We start from the raw sequence: 18,872 nt of genomic DNA on the forward strand, positions 1-18,872 counted from the left end.
AATTATCTAAATTTTATAAGTCATTAATTTTTTCTGCTTCTGTTTTCAAAATTGTTTTTCTTAACAAATTTAAAACGTAGCTCGACGTCAGCTCAATATTTACTTTTCTGTCGTTCCTTAAAGTTAAAAGCTGAGTAACAGTTTCTTTTGGTGTAGCACAAGCAATCCAAACCGTTCCAACAGGTTTTTCCGGTGTTCCACCGTCTGGTCCTGCAATTCCGGTGGTAGAAATGGCATAAGTTGTATTTAATTTTCTACGCGCACCTTCGGCCATTTCCCGTGCAGTCTGTTCACTAACCGCTCCAAAATCTTCAAGCGTTTCTCTGGAAACACCCAATATATGCATTTTTATTGCATTGCTGTAACTGATTATGGAACCTTCGTAATATCCTGATGAGCCTGGAACGTTTGTGATCTGATTAGCTACAAATCCGCCCGTACAACTTTCGGCTGTGGAAACGGTAGCATCATTTTGCAAAAGCAGTTTTCCAATTATAGATTCCAGCTCGTCTGTATCATATCCGAAAATGAATTCCTGAATCATCGGCACAAGCTGGTCAACCTGCTCCTTTAATTCCGCGTCTAAAGTGTCCTGGTTATCTCCTGTTGCTGTTAATCTCAATTTTACTTGTCCAAAATGAGGGAGATAGGCAAGTTTGATATGGGATGGTAACGCATCTTCCCAGTCGGCTATTTTTTCGGCTAAAAAGGATTCGCCGATACCAATCGTGCGAATTATTTTATGGGTGATGATATTAAAAATAAACCGCTCTTTCAGTTTTGGCAGAATCGCGTGTGTCATCAGGCTTTTCATTTCATACGGGACGCCCGGAAGAGAAACATAAATTACGTCATCTTTTTCGAACCACATGCCTGGCGCCGTACCCCAAAGATTTGGAATGTAGGTACAGTTTTCCGGAAGTGCCGCCTGCTGTTTATTAAGCTCTGTCATTTCTCTGCCTCTTTTGGCAAAAAAATCTGTAACGAGAGCCAGAGCATCTTCATTTATTTTTAATTCGGTATTAAAATATTTACAAAATGTATGTTTTGTGATGTCATCTTTCGTTGGGCCGAGGCCACCGGTTACAATAATAACATCAACTCTTTGGCTCGCTTCTGACAGGGCTGCGATGATATCTTGCTGCAAATCGCCGACCGAGGTTTTACGAACCGGGCGAATTCCTATTCCAGTGAGCTCAGCACCAATCCATTGCGTATTTGTATCTGTGATTTGTCCAAAAAGAATTTCATCACCTATGGTAATTATTTCCGCCCTGATAATGGGATTCATAAATGCGAATTTGAATGATTTGAACCGTTTATTTTTCCAAAATTAAGTAAAATTAATTGTTATTGATTACGTTTGAAACTTAGTGTGTATTAAACAGAGTAACCCCAATGAATCGTAAAATACTATTAATTGTCTTTTTGTGGATTTCATGCAGCTGTGCTTCAATGGCTCAGTTTAATCTTGGAAAGGTACTGGACTCATTTAAAAAACCAGAAGGAACATCATCATTATCTAACGCCGATATTGTAAAAGGTTTGAAAGAAGCATTAACCGTCGGGATCAGTAACGGATCTGCCGAGGCTTCTAAAACTGACGGATTTTTTAAGAATGAACTTATCAAAATCGTGGTACCACCGGAAGCTCAGAAAGTTGCGGAAACACTTCGTAAGCTTGGCTTGGGAAAAGAGGTTGACAAATTCACTCTTTCGCTAAACCGCGCTGCCGAAGATGCTGCGAAAAAGTCCAAACCTATTTTTGTAAAAGCAATTACCTCGATGACAATCACAGATGCCCTCAGTATTTTAAAAGGGCAGGATGACGCGGCAACGAAGTACCTGCAAAAGACGACAAACAAGGATCTTTATAATACTTTTTTTCCGGTTGTTGACAGTACATTAAACCTTAATAAAGCGACACAATATTATGCTGATCTTGTAAAAACATATAATGAAATTCCGTTGGTGAAAAAAGTGAATCCTGATCTGAAAGCATATGCTACACAAAAAACGATTGATGGTTTGTACACTTTAATTGCGCAGGAGGAAAAGAAAATCAGGAAAGATCCGGTAGCCAGAGTAAGTGATATTTTGAAAACAGTTTTCGGACAATCAGGAAAGTAGCGAACCTGAAATTGTCAGGTGTTGTTACTTTGTCTTACTTTTGCGAAAAATATTTAATCCTTTTATGAAAAATTCTGAGATTCATTTCACCGTTGAACTAGATAATCAAAACGTACCTGATAAAATCCACTGGTCTGCGACCGACAATCCAAACGAAGGAATCAATGATACCCGCGCCATAGCTATTGCAGTTTGGGATCATTACCACAGAGGTACTTTGAAAATTGACCTTTGGACAAAAGACATGGAGGTTTTTGAAATGAAACGTTTTTACATTGAAATTATGAGCGGAATAGCAGATACTTTGCTGACTGCTACAAACGATACAGTGATGGCCGACGCAATTGAAGGCGTTTGCGAAACTCTTAGCAAGAAACTTGATGAGGAAATGAAGGCTGCGAAATAATTGGCAATACTTTTATCATCTTATTGAAAAACAAAAAGCGGTCTTTCGGCCGCTTTTTTAGTTTTTACCTGGTGGGAAATGTTTGTAAATATTTCCTCGACTTAAAACAGTTATTGCGATAATTTCGGGATTAATATATTCAATCCCTATGCGCCATTGACCAAGCCGAATTCGATAATAATTTCCTCCTTTTTTCTGGCCTTGCATTTTTTTGTAATCCACATCAGAAGATTCCAATGATTGAGCCTCACGCAAAGTTTTTAAAGTGGCATAAACTGAAATTTGAATATCAGAAGGTAATTTTTTAAGTTCTTTAAGAAAACTGGATCTGATTTCTATTTCCATCCCATTTCTTTTTCGAGCTGTTCCAAGGAGATAGTTGGCTCATCTTTCCTTGATTTCATAATTTCAATCATGATGTAATCTTCAACATCTTCATTTTCAATGATTGAGATAATTTGTTCGATCTCAGTGACTGATAAAGTACCGCGTTTTTTTTTTGTGGCGAAATTAACAGGAGTTAAGCCAATTTTTTGAGCTATGTAATCATTTCGGTATCCTGAAACCTCGATTAACTGCCCAATATTGTTAACTAGGTTTTTGTAGCTATTTACGATTTCGGTAGCCATAATCAATTGTTGTTAATTTTGATTAACAAATATAATCTAATTATCAGCAAATTAAAGTTGTAATTTATGACAACAATAATACTATTTCAATTCCTCCAAAGCCGCTTTATCCTTTTTCGGTAAACTATCTACAATCAGCTCATAAGAATCCTTAATCCAACTATACAATAATTCACTTGGAATACTTCCCGTAATGTGAACCGTATTCCAGTGCTTTTTATTCATGTGATATCCTGGCAGAACGTCCGAATATTTTTCGCGTAGTTCTTCGGCTTTTTCAGGATCACATTTTGCGTTGAATTGCGGCTTAGCCGAATCCATCGGTGTCAATAAAAACACTTTTCCCATTACCTTGAATACAAGCGTATCTGGTCCGAAAGGAAGGTCTTCTACTACGCCTGGCAATTCCAGGCAAAAATCGCGAATGGTTTCTAAGTTCATCTTGTAAAAGCGCGTACGATCATTACGATCAGACAGAATAAAAACATAACAATCGAAATCCGGTTAATGCCGTGCATCATCCGAAGGTTGAATGAAGTCGGATCGTTTGGATCGCGTTTTTTGAATACCCGGACAAAGTAATAAAATACATCTCCAAGCTGAAAATACTTTTTCATATTAAACAAGTTTACAATTCGAGATTAGGAATTAAGAAAGATTGAAAGTTTCGTCCTGTCCCGGATCAATCCAGCGGCCGTCTTCTTTGATCAGTTCAATTAATTCGTCAACTGCTTTCGCAGCTGTAACAGAGCGTTTTACAACTTCCTGTCCACGGTATAAAGCAATTTTATCCTTACCCATACCCACATAACCATAGTCGGCATCCGCCATTTCTCCCGGTCCGTTGACAATACAACCCATAATCCCGATTTTCAAACCTTTCAAATGCTCGGTATATTTTCGGATCATGGCGGTTGTTTCCTGTAAATCAAATAACGTCCGGCCACAGGAAGGGCAGGAGATATATTCCGTTTTTGACATCCGCGTTCTTGCGGCCTGCAAAATGCCGAAAGCGATGCTGTTGTAAGTTGTCGCTAATGTAAGTTTTTCTTTATGTGAAATGGGATATTGAAAATCAGGAGATAATAAAATTCCATCACCAAATCCGTCAACCAACAATCCACCAATATCCGTTGCCGAATATAAAGTTAAACTGTCGCCAAGATCTGTTTCGTATGTACGCTGAGTGATAACCGGCGTTTTTATTTTCATTTCTACCAAACGATAGAAAAACCTGCGCATTTCCGGCATCGCATGATGATTTTCAGAATGCAGCAAAAGCACTATATTTTTTTCTTCCCTGATTTTTTCAAGAAAAGGAATATCAAACTGATGAATATTACCTTTTATAAAATTTAATTGAGAAGACGTTTCGGCAGCCGAATAATATTCATGAACCATCATAACCGGAAATTTATTTGTCCGGTCATGATGTTCAAGCCATTGTTGGTAATCAAGAATTTCCTTCAATCCATTTGGTAACATAAATGGAATAGCTTTGCTTCCTGAATAAATAAAATCGGCACCCTGATCGTTCATTGCCCATTTATCAGGTACGGGCAAGAAAAAATGACCAATACTTTTTAAATCATCATATTGTTCAACCGTAAGATCTGAATAATCAGCAATCACACGCGGAACGTTCAATCCACCGATATTAAATACTTCCGAAGTTTCTCTTCTTGTATATTGAAAAGGATTGATCGGACAAGCCTCAATAGCTTCAATATGCTCGTGAGGAGCACGATGAGTATATCTTTCAACCAAGGCACGAGCCACAGGTGCTTCTTTTTCAGGTGCTTCAGTTAGTGAAACACGAACGGTATCGCCTAAGCCATCTTCCAGTAAGGTACCGATTCCAACCGCCGATTTTATTCTCCCATCTTCCGCTTCACCAGCTTCGGTTACTCCCAAATGTAATGGATAAGGTTTCAAACCTTCTTCATCCAGTCGCTGAACAAGTAAACGGTAGGCTTCCACCATCACCTGCGTATTGCTGGATTTCATAGAAAGCGCAATGTTGAAATAATTGAATTCTTCACAAATTCTCAGGAATTCCAGTGCAGATTCAACCATTCCAAGCGGCGTATCACCGTATCGACTTAAAATTCTATCGGAAAGTGATCCGTGATTTGTACCAATACGCATCGCAGTTCCATATTCCTTACAGATTTTAATCAGCGGAATAAATTTTTCACGGATACGTTCCAGTTCGGCGGCGTATGAAGAGTCCGTATAATCTATTACTTCGAAACGTTTTCTATCTGCGTAGTTTCCAGGATTGATACGAACTTTCTCAACAATCCTGGCTGCGAGTTCAGCAGCGTTTGGCGTAAAATGTATATCAGCAATTAAGGGAATAAAAATTCCTATTTGATGCAATCCTTTACGAATATTTTCAAGATTTTGAGCTTCTTTAACACTTGGAGCGGTGATACGCACATACTCGCAACCCGAGTCGACCATGCGAATAACCTCCTCAATCGATCCCTGCGTATCCATGGTATCAACCGTTGTCATGGACTGAACCCGGATCGGATAATCAGAACCCATCGGGATATCACCAATTTTAATTGTAATCGTTTCCCTCCGTTTGTATTCAGTGAGGGAAGGGCAGTACATATTTAATTTATTATCAGGAGCTGTCAAAATGGACATCTTGTTTTTGTTTTTTTAGCAGATAATTATTCCACTTGTAATAAATGCGGACACTGTTACCGATATTCTGATTTTTAAATCTAAAAAGTTAGAATCAGAAGACAGAGCTTCAATGCCTTATAGTTTCTGGCGTAAACCAGATGACAAATTACACAAAAGTAAAACACAAATGGAATTACAAAGGTGCATTTATATTAAAAACCGCTATATTCTTACAAAACAAAATCGGCCCGGAAATTGAATCCCGGGCCGATTTTGTTTTCACAACGTATAAAATCTTTTATTCCTCAATTCTTGTTCCCGAATCGACATTAATGATATAGCTTTTTCCACCAGCGGCATCAATCGCTTCGGCTACTTCTTCGGCATTGTTTGGTGCATATACAAACATGCATCCTCCACCGCCCGAACCATTTATTTTTCCACCCAAAGCACCCGCAGAAAGTGCAGCATCCATCATTCGTTCGATTTTCGGCGTAGAAGTACGCTTATGATCACGAAGATTTTTGTAATGTCTGTAAAGCAATGAACCCAGTTCCTTATCAAATTCCGCGGTTCCGGCTTCTTCAACATTTTGAGATAAAAGTGCTTTTCCTTGTAAAAGAATATCCCGGTCGTCAATATTGGCCTGAAGAAGGCTTAATTCATCCTGGGATAATAATTTCTTATAATCGGAAGACTGCGCCATTTGTGTTTTGAAGATCGAAAAATAAGGATCGTATTGCGTTACCTTTTTGATCACATCTTCCATGCCATAACGGCAGCGGGAAAGAATTCCAAGTGTATCTTTTGGTTCAAGCGAATCGCCAAGCACAAAAGTACCAAGTTTTGGAGTCAGCGCTTCAACGTAAATTTCTGGCGTAGATTCCAGATAAATTACATTCCCAATTGCCGTTGAATAGTGATCCATCATACCGCCAGGTTCACCAAATTCCAGAACTTCGGCCGCATTGGCAATTTCTCCCAATTCTTTTTGAGAGAAATTAGCCGGATTATCACTCATTTTATCAAGAAAATGTGCCCATGAAACGATCAGCGCCGAAGAGCTGGAAGTTCCCGAGTTAATCGGGATATTTCCGTGGATCGTGCACTCAAATCCTTTTGAAAAAACAAGACCTTTTCTTTTTAAAACATTAATTGTACTTCTGAAATAATCTCTCTGAATGATGTAAGGAAATGTTTCCATCAGAGAAAACTCTATTTTTTGATCTAAATCAGGTAAATGAAGAATGATCTGATCATCATTTCTATAATCACCGTCAATACTAATTCGTCTTGAAATGGCCGCTGCAATTACGGGAAGTCCCAAATAATCCTGGTGTTCACCGAAAAAGCAAATACGGCCGGGGGTTGAGATTCTCATGTACTACCAGCTTTTCTTTTTGTGGCCAACAAGACCGAAATATAAAATAAACGCGTAAAGCGGAAGTACTATAAGGTAAGCTTTTTGAGTGCTGCCAATTGAGTCTGCCAGACCTCCGTAAATCAATGGCATAATAGCACCACCGGAAATACCCATTACCAAAAGCGCAGAAGCAATTTTTGTGAATTTACCCAATCCGCTAAGCGCAAGCGGCCATAATGCAGGCCAGATAACTGCGTTGGCAAAACCAAGAACCGCAATGCACATTACGGATGTGAAACCGGTAGTCAGAAACGCCACTACGGTAACGACAAGTCCCAAACTTGCAGAGAAAATCATGTAAGCTTGTTGTGAAACGAATTTTGGAATAAGGACAATACCGAGCATATACCCGAACATCATTCCGCCCAATGTATACGCTCCAAAAACCCTTGCCTCGCTTTCAGGGATGCCCAATGATACACCATAGCTAATAATAGTATCTGCCGCAATTACTTCTGCGCCAACATAACAAAATAAAGCGATGACGCCCAAAACAAGATTTGGATATTGAAAGACGCTGGTCTTTTGTACACTAGCCTGACTTGTGCCTGGCGTTTCATCTTCTTCTTCGCTCACTTCAACCAGACCTTTGCTCAGCCGGATTACTAATGCCAGAACAACCAGAATAGCTGTCAGAATCAGATAAGGGACAACAACTTTGTCCAATTCATCTTTTGGATCTGCCGATTCTGCTCCTGCCAGAAGCAACTTGCCAATCACGATCTGACTGATGATACCGGCGCCTTTGTTGGCAATTCCCATTACACTGATTCTTTGCGCAGCACTTTCACGGGGTCCTAAAATCGTCGCATAAGGATTAGAAGCCGTTTGAAGCACAGTAAGCCCAATACCTATTGTAAAAAGGCCCACCAAAAATAGTGGATAAGAAGCCATCTCAGCAGCAGGAATAAAAATAAGTGTTCCCACGGCCATTACCATAAGAGCCAGGGACATACCATTTTTAAAACCGGTTTTTTTTACAACCATCGAACATGGGATTGCCATGATCACGTAAGAGATGAAAAAAGCAAAAGTAACAAGGTAAGAACTGGTGTTATCCAGAGAAAATGCTTTTTTGAAGAAAGTAATCAGAGTTCCGTTAACCCAAGTGATGAAACCCATCACAAAGAAAATTACACCGATAATTACAAGAGGGCCTAGATATTCGTTCTTTTTATTAGACATTTAGTTTAGTTAGTTAAAAATTCCCTGGTTATAATTGAACTGTTATTTGCAAATTTTAGAATTCGTCATTGAGGCCGAAAATTGGCTTATTGGTTTTCCATTTTCCTCTTGTGAAATCAGGGATTTCAACCGGTGAGCTTCCTCTTGCGATTGATAATTCAGAAAGCGGACTGATCGCGCTCCAGACGGCTGCATCGTAAACATCGATTGGCGGAGCGACTTTTCTTTTTACAGCTTCGATAAAACCACGGAAAACAAAATAGTCGATTCCGCCATGACCTGCATTTTCTGCTTCTTTCTCGTATTTTGTCCAAAGCGGGTGGTCATATTTTTTCAAATAGGGAGCATCCGGTTCAGCTTCATGTTTCTTTGGCGAGACATCTTCAAGATAAATCGTGTGACCGTCGTTCATCCAGATTCCCTCAGTTCCCTGCGCTCTGAAACCCAGTGAATAGGGGCGTGGGGAGTTTGTATCGTGAATGATGACAATATTTTCTCCATTATGACACTGAATCACAGTAGTTACGACATCACCAAGTTTGAAATTTACTTTCGCATTCGGATGATCTTTTCCACCGTGATCAACCACATATTTGTGCAGCCCCAGCGGTTTCGTTGCCGTAGAAGTCAGGTAATTAAATTTATTTCCACGATTAATATTCATCCAGTGCGCCACCGGACCTAATCCATGTGTTGGATAAATATCACCATTGCGGTCAACGGAATGCTGTGTACGCCACTTCGCTTCTGAAAATCCTTTTTCTCCAAATTCTACACCAGTACCTTCATTGCTGGTTCCGTTGTTGAATTTGATCCCTCGTAAATCATGCTGATAGCCGCAATGTGCGTAGGTCATTTCACCAAACATTCCTTCACGGATCATTTTTAGAATCGCCATTACATCACGACGGTAGCAAACATTTTCCAGGATCATGCAATGAGAACCTGTTTTTTCAAAAGTATCAACCAGATCCCACGATTCCTGCAAAGTCACAGTAGCGGAAACTTCCACAGCTGCATATTTACCAGCTTTCATAGCGGCAATTGCCATCGGAACGTGCCACTGCCAGGGCGTAGCGATTAAGATGGCATCAAGATCATCCCGTTTAACCATATTGAGGAAATCTTCATCTCCCTTGGAATAAACCGCAGGCTCTTTTTTGCCCGCTTTCTTAACAAGATCAAGCGCCCCTTTTACCGAATTGGAATCAATGTCACAAATCGCATTCACTTCCACATCCGGACGGAACAATGCCTGCTGCAAATGATTGCGACCGCGAAGACCTACGCCAATAAAACCAATTCTAACTTTATCCCTCGCTGGTTCCGTTTCTTTGTTCAGAAGTATGGATGGTAAAATTCCGGTTGCGGAACCGGCTAATGTTGCTTTTTGAAGAAAATTTCGTCTATCCATAAGAAAGCTTAAGGAAAATTTTATAAGGTTCAGGTATTAGTACTGTAACCGCGCAAGATACGACCAATTACAATATATTTTAAATTTTTTTATTAATTAAAAATTATTAGAATGGTGGCAATGTTCAGAATCTTTCTCAATAATAGTGATCAAATGTGAACAATTTAAATTAATATCGTGTTCACAATGATAGTTATACTCCGATGGGCAGAGACGATCCGGCCCTACGGCTTTAAGTGTGTTGGACACATACTTTGTTACGACATTTAAGGCATTTTTTGTTTAACATTATCTTATAATATGGCTCATAAAGTGGCTGTGTTTCGTAAAGAACACTTCAATGCGGCTCATCGTCTTCATAATCCTGCATGGTCGGAAGAGAAGAATGAGGAGGTTTTTGGCAAGTGTAATAATCCGAATTTTCATGGTCATAATTACGAACTTATCATTCAGGTAATAGGCGAATTGAATAAGGAGACTGGTTTTGTGATTGATATGAAAGTGCTGAGTTCTATTATAAAGGATAACGTACTTGATCGTTTCGACCATAAAAACCTGAACCTTGATATTGAAGAATTCAGAAATTTAAATCCATCCGCCGAGAATATTGCGGTCGTTATTTACGATATTCTCAGACCAAAAATTGATGCAGAGCTTGCTCTGAAAATTAGATTATATGAAACAGAACGAAACTTTGTTGAATACCCGGTCGATTGACAATTTTGATGTTGAGGAAATTGGCGATGAGCATCTTTTTTCTTCTATTGAAACGCCTATGCGTCCCGATGCTTTTGCCTTGGAGGATGATGTGAAGATTGAACTGATTGAAAAACATTTTCGCCATATCATGGAAATCATGGGCTTGGACCTTACAGACGATAGTTTGAAGGGAACTCCAAAACGTGTTGCAAAAATGTATATTAAGGAAGTTTTTAGCGGCCTGGATCCTAAAAACAAGCCGAAAGTTGCCTTATTTGACAATAAATACAAGTATGATCAAATGCTTGTAGAAAAAGATATTTCCGTTTTTTCAAATTGTGAACATCACTTTGTTCCTATTTACGGAAAAGCGCATATCGCATATATTTCCAGCGGAAAAGTGATTGGTTTATCAAAACTGAATAGGATCGTAGAATATTTCTCAAAACGTCCGCAAGTCCAGGAAAGATTAACAGTTCAGATTGCAAATGAATTAAAACAGGCTTTGCAAACGGAGGATGTAGCAGTAGTGATTGATGCAAAACACATGTGCGTACAATCAAGAGGCGTTCGTGACGCGGGCAGCTCAACAGTTACGGCATACTACGGAGGGAAATTTGAACAGGAAGCTACGAGAAAGGAATTTCTGGCTTATTTGGGAATGTAATTAATGGTTAATTATTAATGGGGCTCCTTGATTTATTCGCTCTAAAATAATAGCCTGATCCATCTATTGAGATGAATCAGGCTATTATCTGTGATTGCCTAAAATAGGTTGCCTTCAGTTTAAATTTATGAATAAAGTTTAAAATTGTATTATACATTGATCTGGATTGTGGTTTTTAGATTCTGACGCAGTCCATATTGTTAGTTTAGACCTTTCAGAGTCTTTAAGTTCTTTGATATTTTGTTCAAACGCGACAGGTGTTCGTCCGTCAAGAGCCGAATGTGGCCTTTGTTTGTTGTAAGTTTCAACAGCCCTTTTCACTTCAGTTTGAAGTTGCTGAAAGCTTGTAATATTCCAATGAATCAGATACTGGTTTTTAATAGTCCCGTTTACCCTTTCAATGTGCGCATTCTCATAAACAACGTTGCACATACTGATGCTGATTTTATATTCTTTTAACAGTTTAGTATAATCATCGCTGATGTATTGCCCGCCTCTGTCGGAATGGTGGATAAGTTTGTCTTTATAGTTTTTTATGCCCCTTGTTTTCAAGGCCATTTTAAGAGCAGTGACATTGTTTTCTGCCCTCATGTTGTCTGCGACGGAATAACCCACGATCAATCTAGAATAAACGTCCATGATAAATACTATGTAAAAGTCCTTATCGGCAACTTTAAAATAAGTCAGGTCGCTGGTCCATAACTGGTTGATATTATCAAGTTTTTTGTCTGCCAGCAGGTTCTGATAACGGCTGTATGGGCTGGAAAAGGTCGTTCTGGTCTTATTTCGGAACACTTTTACTCTCAAACCATAATACATTCCAATGTTGATAAAGGCATCCCGGCCTAAACCTTCGGGCTGGCAAAGTTCATATATAGTCTTAATGCCCATGGCCGGATGTACTTCCCTTACCTGCATGATCAAGCCAACAACAAGCTCTTCCAGGCGCAGCCACTGGATTTCATGTTGCACCGACTTGTAATGTCCCTGTTTGCTGATTCGGCAATGCCGGTATAAAGCATTCATTTGGTATGTATGTGCGCCTAAGTTCATCCGAAAGTTCTCTAAAGTCCAGGATTGAAATTTTTTTTAATGTCGATTTCTAGCTCTCGTGAAGCTATCTCGATGAGTTTATCCTGGTAGTCGATAACCATCTGTTTCTGGCCAATTGCACGCTCTAATTCGGCTATTTTCTGTTGCAATTCGTAAAGTTTAGTAGCTTCGCTGTCTTTCTGTACAACCATCGTTGTTCCTTTTTTGTGGTCTGGAGAATACTTATAAACCCATTTATAAATACTATTCATGCTAACATTCCACAATTTAGATAAAGACAGAATACTAATTTCACCGGCTGAAATTTGCGCTACCTTTTCGCGTTTGAACTGTTCACTAAACACTCGTCTCTGACGAATATTTAGTTTTATACTTTTTACAGATTTTGATTTTGAATTGCTCATGTTTAGTTGCCCTTTCAGGGCAACCTATTTTAGGCAATCACAATCATTTACCATTAACACTTAACCATTAACAATTAAATAGTCGGTCCAACTCTTTCCAAAAGAGCCTTTGTCGCTTTAATTCCTTCACGTTCAGAAAGTTTGCTTCCTTCGTATTCAATACCCGCAATTCCTCTGAAACCGCTATCTTTTACGATTTTAAGGATTTTGATATAATCAGTTTCGATACAATTTCCTTTTTCGTCAAAATCATAAGTTTTTGCACTTACGCCTTTTGCGAAGGGCATCAATTCTTTTGTTCCCTGATAACGGTCATACGATTCTTCGCATTCGAAACTTCCCGCTTTTCTTTTGATACAGAAATTACCAAAATCGGGTAGCGTTCCAACATTTTTCATGTTAACCTGTTTCATCACACCAGATAACCACTGACCATTCGAAGACGAACCACCATGGTTTTCAACGATTACATTGATTCCGGTTTTCTTAGCGAATTCACCCAATTTACCAAGTCCTTCCACAGCAGCTTTCGCAATTTCTTCATTGCTTCCTTTTCCAAACGCATTCACACGAATGGTTTTGCAACCCAGATATTTTGCGCATTCAACCCATTTGTAATGGTTTTCAACTGCTTTATTTCTTACAGCAGCATCCAATTCTCCAAGTCCGCCTTCACCGTCGATCATGATCAGGTTATTGGTAACGCCATTATCTTTACATCTTTGTAAAAGCTCGTTCAAATACGTTTTGTCTTCTGCTTTGTCCTTGAAAAACTGGTTTACGTACTCAACAATTGAAATCCCGAATTCTTTTTTTGCCAGTTCAGGGAAATCCATATTGGTAATTGTCTTGGCAAACAATTCCTTGTGAAGTGACCATTCAGCCAGGGAAATATCAAAGAACATTTTTTTAGCAGCGGATTCCGCCAAAAGGTCTGTCAGGGTAGTAGCCATCAGCGCAGTTGCGCCTGCTTTCTTTAAGAAATCGCGTCTTGAAAAAGTCATTTCCTGGTTAGAATTTAGATTTAAGATATAGAAAAATTATACATTCAATTTAAGGCTCGCATCTTCATAAAGTTTCTGATTTTTGACAAGATTCGCAGCATCCCAGTCAATATCTTGCACAAAATCGTATTGTCTTACAGGGCAGTTGTTCATTTTGCAGAAATAACAGCACTTCGGAAGACATGGATCTGCGTGAACAAAAATCTCGGTTTCTCCGGTATGGTTTTCTTTTAGAATATTTTCAAATTCATGAATTGCTTCGTGTGCTTTTTGTAACTCCCAATAGTAAGGCAAAGTAAGATGACAGTCAATATGCAGATCTGAACCATATTGCTGAACGCGTAAATTATGCACATCAACCCAATGATCTTTTTTATTTTCTGAAATAGATTGCACAATCTTTTCAAGCAAACTTTCATCGGTTGCATCCATTAACCCAGCTACGGATTTACTTACCAGCTGAAATCCGTTGTAAGCTAAAAATAATCCGAATAATAAAGAAGCCGCACTGTCAATCCAGATTTGCCCCGTCAGCATGATTAACCCTACACTGATAATAAGAACAACACTGCTCACACTATCAGACAACAAATGTTGTCCATCTGCGGTTAGTGCTAGGGAATTTGATTTTTTTCCTTCTTCAACAAGTTTATAGCCGATCAACATATTGACGATGATCGTAATGATTATAAAAATGGCTCCCTGCGCCAAATTCTGGATGGGAGCGGGTTCCATTATTCTTTTTACGGCTTCAATAATGATAAACAGCGAAGCGATAACGATTAATGCGCCTTCAAAACCGGCGGAAAAAAATTCGATTTTCCCATGGCCATAAGGATGGTTTCTATCCTTTGGCTGTGCGGAAAGATATATACTGTAAAAAGCGAAACCACTTGCGATAACGTTGATGATGGATTCAAGGGCGTCGCTCAGGATTGCATTGGAATCTGTGAGGTAATATGCAAAAAACTTTAACCCCGTCAGGATAATACTTGCTACAAAAGAGAGCAGGATGAGACGTTGTTTACGCTTATTTTGGTTTATTTGCATCAGAGATTAATATTTCAGAGACCAAAAATACTAAGAAAATGCGGGGAATAACCACAGAAAATAATTGGAAGACGCTTTCTTCCAAGACGGTGTATGAGAATGCGTGGCTGGAAATCAGTCACCGTGAAGTGATTAACCCTGCCGGAAAAGATGGAATTTATGGTGTCGTAAAATTTAAAAATAAAGCACTGGGCATCATTCCTATTGACGAAAACGGAAATATTTACCTTGTTGGTCAGTTTCGGTATACTTTAAATGAATATTCCTGGGAGATTCCGGAAGGTGGCGGACCGTTTGATGAAGACGTTCTGGATGCGGCCAAAAGAGAACTAAAAGAGGAAACCGGTTTGCTGGCCAGTAACTGGACAAAATTGTCACGGATTCATACGTCGAATTCTGCTACGGATGAAGAAGGTTATCTTTTTTTAGCCGAAGGGTTAAGCCAGAGTGAAGCAGAGCCTGAGGAAACAGAAGAGTTACAGGTGAAAAAGATTCACTTGTCGGAAGCCGTGGAAATGGTGATGCGTTCGGAAATTACCGATTCCATTTCAATCGCCGGAATTTTAATGGCCGCGCGGCTGAAAGGTATTTAATATGATTGGAGCTTTATTTTACGGTATCCTGACGGGTATAGGATTGTGCCTGACTTTTGGTACCGTGTTTTTTTCCTTGATTCAAAATAGTGTCGATAATGGCTACCGGACCGGAATCAAAATCGCTTTTGGTGTTTTTATTTCTGATGCCATTTTTGTTTTTTTTGCGATTTTCGGAACCGGATTATTGCCTGATATCCACAATTTTCAAAAGTACATGGCCGGTGCCGGCGTTCTTTTCTTGTTGATTTTAGGTATTTCAAATCTCGTGAAAGGCCAGCCGAAGGTTGCTTATCCAAAAACAAGATTCGGTAATTTATTGTATTATTTTACAACCGGTTTTTTGTTAAATGCATTGAATCCCGTGAATTTTATCAGCTGGGTGACAATAGCTTCCTACATCCGCTCGACTTTACATTACAATTTCCATCAGGTTTTGTTATTCTTTTCGGCGAGTGTAATTGCTGTTTTCCTTGTGGAAAGTTCGATCGCGATTTTTGCAGATAAGTTGAAAAGGGTTTTCACACCGAAAGTGGTATTGATTTTTAATAAGGTTACAGGCGTTGTTTTTATTTTGATTGCCTGCCAGATTGGTTATAGTAATTTTTTGAAGTAGGAGGGGAGTTACTTTTTAAACGCAAAAAAACGGTCAGAATTTGAATCCTGACCGTTTTTTATGTTTAAATCAATAATGACCTTTAAGTGAAAGGATATAAACAATATCATCATCCAACCTGTAAATAATTCGATGTTCCTGATTTATGCGCCTCGAATATTTCCCCGACAGAGCATGTTTGAGAGGTTCAGGTTTTCCAATTCCAGTTAACGGATCATCACTAATTGCTTGAATTAACTGCTCTATTTTCTTTAACAGATTTTTCTGACCTGATTTCTTCCAATAGCGAAGATCTTCAATAGCGATATCTGAAAATTCTATTTGGTAGTGGCCAGATCCCATAAATTTGTTCCTGATTCAAATTTTACGGTCTTTCCCTCCTTTATTTGTTGCTCACTTTTTCTTATTTTTTCTACAAATTTCGGATCATAAGGACTGTCTGAATCCTCCTTGTAATTTACTTCAAATCCCTTCAATAATGCCTTAACGGCTTTAATGATTTGTGGATCCTCAGTTTCAATAGTAAGTGTTGTCATAGTGTTTCAGAATTAATTTCAATTTAAAATTAACAATTTGAATGAAATAAATCACTATTTCGAAAAAACCTCATCAACAACATACCCATTATTCTTCAAATATTCTTTCCAATCTTCAACCAAAAAGTTTTTCAAAACGCGTGGGAATTTGTTTTGCCCGCCCATCTTTCCTTTTGATTCCATCCAGCCATAAAAAGCCTTATTGGGAAGTACAGTAACGAAAATATCTTTCAGAGCGTGCTTGCGTTCCACAGCATAATCGTCATTTAATTCAGCAAGTTTTGCATCGATTTTGGTTTTCAAAATCTCAGGATCAACATTATTTTCATCCACGCCTATATACCAGTGATGTGCAAATAACGAATCGTGTTCAACACCGCAAACAGTAAATTCCTTAACAGTCAGACCTAATTCATCAGAAATTAAATCAACCGCTTTATTCATATTATCAACTGAAAGATGCTCTCCGCATAAGCTTAAATAATGCTTCGTGCGGCCTGTGATGACAATTTCTGCCTTGACTTTATCAACAAATTTTACAGTATCGCCAATCAGGTAACGCCATGCACCTGAGCAAGTTGAGATTAAGAGTGCATATTCCTTTCCTTCTTCAACCTGGTCGACCATCAGTGTTTCTGGTGAAGCGACTATGGTACCCTCCGAATCAAAATTCTTTTCATTGAAAGGAACAAATTCGAAGAAAATTCCATTGTCCAAAACCAGTGCCATTCCGGCGGCACCCGGACGATTTTGGTAGGCGATAAAGCCTTCCGACGCCAAATAAGTATTAATATAAATTAACGGCCTGGCAAGCAATTTTTCAAAGCCTTTACGATAAGGTTCAAAAGAAACTCCGCCATGGGCAAACACCTGAAGATTTGGCCAGATATCGTGGATTGTTTTTACTTTGTAATGGGCAATGATCTTTTCCATCAAAAGCTGAATCCAGGCCGGTACGCCTACAATAAAACCGATATCCCATTCATGCGCTTTGAGTGTTATTTCTTCAAGTTTTAATCCCCAGTCTTTTTCAGAAGCAATTTTTTCGCCCGGTTTGTAATAGGGACGAAACCAGGCAGGGATCTGGCTGGCTGTTATTCCACTCAAATCACCTTCGTAATGAGAGTCCTGATTGTTAAGGTTTGTACTTCCGCCCAACATCAAAAATCCTTTTTCATATAAATCGTCCGGCAGGTCTTTATAACTCCCGAGCGATAATATTTGTCGGATACTGGTTTTCTGAATGGCTTTTGACATTGCCTTTGTTACCGGAATATGCTTGGTAGCAGCTTCCGAAGTCCCAGAACTTAGTGCATAATATTTAATGCTTCCGGGCCAGCAAATGTCTTTTTCTCCGTCCAGTGAACGGTGCCACCATTCTTTAAAAATGGCGTTATAATCATAAACCGGAACTGATTTTTTGTACTGTTCATAAAAGGCACCTTTGTTGCCAAACAAGATGGACGATAACAATTCATCAAAATTGTATTTTTCACCAAACTCGGTATACCTGGCCTTCGCCAAAAGTTTTGCTAATGTCTTTTTCTGCTGCTGATGAATGGTTGCCTTCTTCCTGTTAGCAACGATGTTACTCAACCGGATTCCTCTTTTTAGCAAACTTCCTACAATGGCCATAGCTGATTTTCTAACGTGGGTTATAAATTCCAGGTTTCAAGCTCTTTCAAAGCTTTATACCCGGTTAAATCATATTGACAAGGTACAACGGAAATGTAATTATTGTCCAATGCCCAAACATCTGTATCTTCTTTTTCTGTATCAAAGTTGACAAACTTGCCTGCCATCCAAAGATAACCACGACCGTTTGGATCAACGCGGTGATCAAATTTTTCCTGCCATTTTGCATGTGCCTGGCGGCAAACTTTCACACCTTTTATCGCATCATCAGACTTTACAGGAATATTAACGTTCAGTGCTATGCCCTTTGGTATACCATGTTTTAACGCAGATTCAGTGATGGATTTTATAAAGGGTATGCCATGACTAAAATCAGCATCCTCTCTGTAATCACACAATGAAAAACCAATCGCCGGAATTCCTTCAATAGCGCCTTCAATGGCTGCGGACATGGTTCCGGAGTAAAGTACACTGATAGAACTGTTACTTCCGTGATTTATTCCGCTTACAATTAAATCAGGTTTTCTGTCTTGTAATACATAGTTTTTCGCCAGTTTAACACAGTCTGCCGGTGTTCCTGAGCATTCGTATTCTACAACATCTTCAAAGATATGCGTTTCATATAATCGCAATGGTTCACCAATTGTGATGGCGTGGCCCATTCCGGATTGCGGACTATTCGGCGCTACAACGATGACATCGCCAATGGTTTTCATGACGTTAACCAATGTGCGAATTCCTAACGATGTTATTCCGTCATCATTTGTAACTAAAATAAGTGGTTTCAT

General features: G+C 39.1%; 23 protein-coding genes. 6 read left to right on the plus strand and 17 right to left on the minus strand.

The features are described from left to right. Positions 1-13: 13 nt before the first annotated feature. Positions 14-1,291, minus strand: coding sequence for a competence/damage-inducible protein A (locus FDK13_RS25840; RefSeq protein ID WP_137342909.1), 1,278 nt, complete (start codon positions 1,289-1,291; stop codon positions 14-16). Positions 1,292-1,398: 107 nt separating this feature from the next. Here FDK13_RS25840 and FDK13_RS25845 point away from each other — a divergent pair, with 107 nt between their 5' ends. Beyond that, a complete protein-coding gene (locus FDK13_RS25845; protein ID WP_137342910.1) occupies positions 1,399-2,130 on the plus strand; it encodes a DUF4197 domain-containing protein in 732 nt (243 codons plus the stop codon). Between the two features lie 64 nt (positions 2,131-2,194). Beyond that, a complete protein-coding gene (gldC, locus tag FDK13_RS25850) occupies positions 2,195-2,536 on the plus strand; it encodes a gliding motility protein GldC (protein WP_137342911.1) in 342 nt (113 codons plus the stop codon). A 57-nt stretch (positions 2,537-2,593) separates the two neighbouring features. Here gldC and FDK13_RS25855 read toward each other — a convergent pair whose 3' ends face one another. The 8 genes from FDK13_RS25855 to FDK13_RS25890 form a co-directional block, all read right to left on the minus strand. Then, positions 2,594-2,881: a type II toxin-antitoxin system RelE family toxin gene (locus FDK13_RS25855; protein WP_137342912.1), complete on the minus strand. Its 288-nt coding sequence runs from the start codon at positions 2,879-2,881 to the stop codon at positions 2,594-2,596. Continuing rightward, on the minus strand, positions 2,872-3,165 hold the full coding sequence (locus FDK13_RS25860) for a hypothetical protein (RefSeq protein WP_137342913.1): 294 nt from the start codon (positions 3,163-3,165) through the stop codon (positions 2,872-2,874). The genes FDK13_RS25855 and FDK13_RS25860 overlap by 10 nt, the downstream gene beginning before the upstream one ends. An 81-nt stretch (positions 3,166-3,246) precedes the next feature. Continuing rightward, on the minus strand, positions 3,247-3,606 hold the full coding sequence (locus FDK13_RS25865) for an MmcQ/YjbR family DNA-binding protein (protein ID WP_137342914.1): 360 nt from the start codon (positions 3,604-3,606) through the stop codon (positions 3,247-3,249). Next, on the minus strand, positions 3,603-3,782 hold the full coding sequence (locus FDK13_RS25870; RefSeq protein WP_137342915.1) for a DUF6728 family protein: 180 nt from the start codon (positions 3,780-3,782) through the stop codon (positions 3,603-3,605). Before FDK13_RS25870 ends, FDK13_RS25865 begins: the two co-directional genes overlap by 4 nt. A gap of 31 nt (positions 3,783-3,813) precedes the next feature. Next, a complete protein-coding gene (gene ispG, locus FDK13_RS25875) occupies positions 3,814-5,823 on the minus strand; it encodes a (E)-4-hydroxy-3-methylbut-2-enyl-diphosphate synthase (protein WP_137342916.1) in 2,010 nt (669 codons plus the stop codon). A gap of 280 nt (positions 5,824-6,103) precedes the next feature. Next, positions 6,104-7,186: a GHMP family kinase ATP-binding protein gene (locus FDK13_RS25880; RefSeq protein WP_137342917.1), complete on the minus strand. Its 1,083-nt coding sequence runs from the start codon at positions 7,184-7,186 to the stop codon at positions 6,104-6,106. Positions 7,187-7,189: 3 nt separating this feature from the next. Continuing rightward, positions 7,190-8,413: a sugar MFS transporter gene (locus FDK13_RS25885; RefSeq protein WP_137342918.1), complete on the minus strand. Its 1,224-nt coding sequence runs from the start codon at positions 8,411-8,413 to the stop codon at positions 7,190-7,192. 55 nt (positions 8,414-8,468) lie between these two features. Beyond that, positions 8,469-9,827 (minus strand): Gfo/Idh/MocA family protein, encoded by a 1,359-nt coding sequence (locus tag FDK13_RS25890; RefSeq protein ID WP_137342919.1) that lies wholly within the window; start codon positions 9,825-9,827, stop codon positions 8,469-8,471. Between the two features lie 300 nt (positions 9,828-10,127). On the opposite strand from FDK13_RS25890, the gene FDK13_RS25895 reads away from it, so the two are divergent. Both FDK13_RS25895 and folE read left to right on the plus strand, forming a co-directional pair. Further along, the gene (locus tag FDK13_RS25895) at positions 10,128-10,544 is read left to right on the plus strand and encodes a 6-pyruvoyl trahydropterin synthase family protein (protein ID WP_137342920.1); all 417 of its coding nucleotides are present in this window, start codon (positions 10,128-10,130) and stop codon (positions 10,542-10,544) included. Next, entirely contained in the window at positions 10,504-11,193 is a 690-nt protein-coding gene (folE, locus tag FDK13_RS25900; protein ID WP_137342921.1) for a GTP cyclohydrolase I FolE, read from the plus strand. The genes FDK13_RS25895 and folE overlap by 41 nt, the downstream gene beginning before the upstream one ends. 138 nt (positions 11,194-11,331) lie before the next feature. On the opposite strand, the gene FDK13_RS25905 is transcribed toward folE, so the two are convergent. From FDK13_RS25905 to FDK13_RS25920, 4 genes are all read right to left on the minus strand, one after another. Next, entirely contained in the window at positions 11,332-12,246 is a 915-nt protein-coding gene (locus tag FDK13_RS25905) for an IS3 family transposase (RefSeq protein ID WP_137342922.1), read from the minus strand. Positions 12,247-12,257: 11 nt separating this feature from the next. Then, positions 12,258-12,650, minus strand: a complete 393-nt coding sequence (locus tag FDK13_RS25910; RefSeq protein WP_220417428.1) for a transposase — start codon at positions 12,648-12,650, stop codon at positions 12,258-12,260. A gap of 74 nt (positions 12,651-12,724) precedes the next feature. Then, a complete protein-coding gene (locus tag FDK13_RS25915) occupies positions 12,725-13,654 on the minus strand; it encodes a TIM barrel protein (protein ID WP_137342923.1) in 930 nt (309 codons plus the stop codon). 36 nt (positions 13,655-13,690) lie between these two features. Beyond that, positions 13,691-14,704, minus strand: a complete 1,014-nt coding sequence (locus tag FDK13_RS25920) for a cation diffusion facilitator family transporter (protein WP_137342924.1) — start codon at positions 14,702-14,704, stop codon at positions 13,691-13,693. A gap of 38 nt (positions 14,705-14,742) precedes the next feature. Here FDK13_RS25920 and FDK13_RS25925 point away from each other — a divergent pair, with 38 nt between their 5' ends. Together FDK13_RS25925 and FDK13_RS25930 are read left to right on the plus strand one after the other, a co-directional pair. Further along, complete coding sequence (locus tag FDK13_RS25925) at positions 14,743-15,297, plus strand: NUDIX domain-containing protein (protein ID WP_137342925.1); 555 nt, start codon at positions 14,743-14,745, stop codon at positions 15,295-15,297. Between the two features lies 1 nt (position 15,298). Next, entirely contained in the window at positions 15,299-15,913 is a 615-nt protein-coding gene (locus FDK13_RS25930; protein ID WP_137342926.1) for a LysE family translocator, read from the plus strand. Positions 15,914-15,982: 69 nt separating this feature from the next. Here the strand turns inward: FDK13_RS25930 and FDK13_RS25935 are convergent, their stop codons facing one another. Genes FDK13_RS25935 through surE form a run of 4 tightly spaced genes read right to left on the minus strand, consistent with a single transcriptional unit; the run spans position 15,983 to position 18,872 of the window. Further along, positions 15,983-16,255 carry a Txe/YoeB family addiction module toxin gene (locus FDK13_RS25935; protein WP_137342927.1) on the minus strand — a complete coding sequence of 91 codons (273 nt, stop codon included), beginning with the start codon at positions 16,253-16,255 and terminating at the stop codon, positions 15,983-15,985. Continuing rightward, positions 16,231-16,449: a DUF2683 family protein gene (locus tag FDK13_RS25940; RefSeq protein ID WP_137342928.1), complete on the minus strand. Its 219-nt coding sequence runs from the start codon at positions 16,447-16,449 to the stop codon at positions 16,231-16,233. The genes FDK13_RS25935 and FDK13_RS25940 overlap by 25 nt, the downstream gene beginning before the upstream one ends. A gap of 54 nt (positions 16,450-16,503) precedes the next feature. Next, complete coding sequence (locus FDK13_RS25945) at positions 16,504-18,084, minus strand: GH3 family acyl-acid amido synthetase (protein WP_137342929.1); 1,581 nt, start codon at positions 18,082-18,084, stop codon at positions 16,504-16,506. A 20-nt stretch (positions 18,085-18,104) separates the two neighbouring features. Then, positions 18,105-18,872, minus strand: a complete 768-nt coding sequence (gene surE, locus FDK13_RS25950; protein WP_137342930.1) for a 5'/3'-nucleotidase SurE — start codon at positions 18,870-18,872, stop codon at positions 18,105-18,107.

Origin of the sequence: Dyadobacter frigoris, from assembly GCF_005280585.1 — a bacterium.
Classification (GTDB): domain Bacteria; phylum Bacteroidota; class Bacteroidia; order Cytophagales; family Spirosomataceae; genus Dyadobacter; species Dyadobacter frigoris.